This window comes from Helicobacter didelphidarum, assembly GCF_003364195.1.
Lineage (GTDB): Bacteria > Campylobacterota > Campylobacteria > Campylobacterales > Helicobacteraceae > Helicobacter_A > Helicobacter_A didelphidarum.
The window spans coordinates 1-2,520 of the sequence record NZ_NXLQ01000088.1; the positions used below are offsets into that span (position 1 = coordinate 1).

The following is a 2,520-nucleotide window of genomic DNA, read 5'->3' on the forward strand; positions in this document are numbered from 1 at the left end:
AAAATCTCGAGTTGCTCTATTTTTAAAATATTATGAACATATAGAAATCATATTTAACGAGGAAAGAAACCATAATATTTTTACAATCGATTTTAGTCCATATATGGACGAAATGAAACAATACTATCAAAATAATATCGAAAAAAAGGATAGTGAATGAGTAGTCAAAAAAGTATCTATGCTTCTTTGAATCTTTATAATTGTGAGTTTAATGATAGTTTGCCACAAAGGAAAAAAGTTTTAAATGACTTGGGTAGCACTACTGATACTTTTCTTAGTATTTATCTCCCTGCTAATTCTGCATTTGTAAGTGCTATGAGTGATATGCTCTATCCTAAAAAAACGCCCTTTTATATACCAAATGCTCCAACCATTACCTTAGGGGTTAATTACGGAGTAATAGCGTATTTCTTTAAAAAAGCAGAGGGGAAAAGCGATAAGAGGGCAGCTGGGGAAGCTACATTTGAATTTGTAGCTTCTTATCTTGGTGGCAAGGCAGGAGAAAAAATCGCCACTAAAACTGCTACACGATTAGGGGTTTCTGTAGGAAGTCGTATTTTAGCTGGTGCTGCCACAGGAGCGGCTTTAGGTTCTACCGCTCCTGTTGTAGGAACTATCATTGGTGCAGTAGTAGGTAGTCTTATAGCATTTGGCGTAGAATACCTTATATTTGATGATACCGATAAAGAAGCTGAACTGCATAACGCAGAGATAGAACGCTTAGAAAAAGCCTATAATCTCAAGATTAATAGAATCAATGATTATCTTGTGCGTAACAAATATATCGAACTTAGAATCTTAGATGATATAGAATCTGAAATACTCTGCAAAGAAGCAAGTAATCTTAAGAGTAGCTATTTTAAAACAATCCTTTTAATGCAAAGTTTTCCTAACTATCTTGATAGAGATAAAGAGTTTTATGATACTTTGCAACAAAAAGAGTTAGATACAAGTAAAGATTCTAAAGAGAGAACATCTAAAGAAACAGATAAGGCACAATCTAAAGAACCTAAAATCACTCCCATAGCCAATGCTATCCCTATCACCATAGAGATAGAGAAATGCTATGATGGTGCAAGTGGGAATCTCTTAAAAAATACAACAATCTATCTTTATAATCATAGATTTAAGCGAGTAGTAGCTAAAGGACAAAGTGATGAGAGAGGAAAGCTCATAGTGCATAATGTCTATGTGGGACAAGAAAATACTATCGATAAGGTAAGCTTTGTAGTAGATAGAGATAATTTTGATGAGAGGGTAGCGTAAATGAGTGAGAAAGTGAAAATATCTAATGCGAAACAGAATATCCATATCCTGCAATATTTTGTAAAAAATCTAAATGCAACTACCAGTTTTACCCCTATGCAAAAGCTTAAAATATATTTCTACAAACATTTTGTTCTTATGTTCTGCTTCCTTATAGGATTTTTATTGCTCCTGTATTTGCTTATTCAAGTAATTTATATAACTCACTTTAGCGTAAAATCTATTTTATCTCTATGTATTGCTTTGCCTTGTTATCTTTTTTGTGTGTTGTATAGCATAGATATATACGAATATTATGTAACTAAAGATTATCAAAAACTTAACATAAAAAAAGAAGATATAGAATGGAAGCAATCTTATATTTATATTAAATCGCAGTTTTTTCGCTCAATGATTAAAGTTGTATTTGCCATTTGTTTTTTAATTCCTTCCTTTAATGGTGCATTTTATGGTGGGTGTGTTTTTGCTATAATGTGGTGTATAGCACAAATCCCACCATCAACATTTGTATATAGAATCTTTTTAATCAAAGATTTTATATACGAAGGCAAACTACACAAAGGTGGCATTTTGCTCTATCACCCCAATTTAGATTGTGGATTCTATCCCTATGGAGAATTTTTGATTTTTCAACAACACTTAGTTGGTTATTGGAATTTGTTCGGCGTATTTACAATTTTTACTATTGATTGTATAAAATCAATACCAGTGCAAGATGATACAATATATGGCGCTATGAATGTAGAGCTACATTTTGAAGGAAATTTTAATGATGAATTTCAAACCTTATGGATTGTGCATACAAAAAATGCCTTATTAGAATCCAATGAAGATGTATTTTTAAAATTCAAGACTATGTTTGAATTTCTCGACAAGTCTCCAGATGGGTTTTTACTTCATTCATACAAAGAATTTGCTACATACAAACCATATTTAGATATTGTCGCAATAGAAACACAACGACAAAAAGGAATAAACAATGCCAAATGATAACACGCCACCCAATCAAGATACAAAACCGCTGATAGATGATAAAACTATTATCTTTACCTCACTATCTGGATATTTAGCATTTTCTGGGAATCTCGTTGTGGAAATAACAGAGCATGTATTAAAGCAACCAACAAAATATTTATCTTGGGGGATATATATACATAATGGCGTAGTAAGTGGCATTACAAAAAGCGCTTCTACAAATGACACGAAAAGAATTGGTGCTACTTTAGCTATGGAAATAGGTGCTGAAAAGGCTGG

3 protein-coding genes are annotated in these 2,520 nt (G+C 32.3%); all 3 read left to right on the forward strand.

Going from position 1 to position 2,520, the window contains the following annotated elements:
- The first annotated feature begins 156 nt into the window (after positions 1-156).
- A complete protein-coding gene (locus CQA53_RS10865; protein WP_115543961.1) occupies positions 157-1,266 on the forward strand; it encodes a hypothetical protein in 1,110 nt (369 codons plus the stop codon).
- Positions 1,267-2,256 (forward strand): hypothetical protein, encoded by a 990-nt coding sequence (locus tag CQA53_RS10870; RefSeq protein WP_115543962.1) that lies wholly within the window; start codon positions 1,267-1,269, stop codon positions 2,254-2,256.
- Positions 2,246-2,520, forward strand: a 275-nt coding sequence (locus CQA53_RS10875; protein WP_147290043.1) for a hypothetical protein, incomplete at its 3' end; no start/stop codon positions are given. The genes CQA53_RS10870 and CQA53_RS10875, both read left to right, overlap by 11 nt.

Bases quoted from the DNA above. Each gene is read 5' to 3' on its own strand.
- CQA53_RS10865 (WP_115543961.1), top strand. From the start codon at position 157: ATGAGTAGTCAAAAAAGTATCTATGCTTCTTTGAATCTTTATAATTGT.
- CQA53_RS10870 (WP_115543962.1), top strand. From the start codon at position 1,267: ATGAGTGAGAAAGTGAAAATATCTAATGCGAAACAGAATATCCATATC.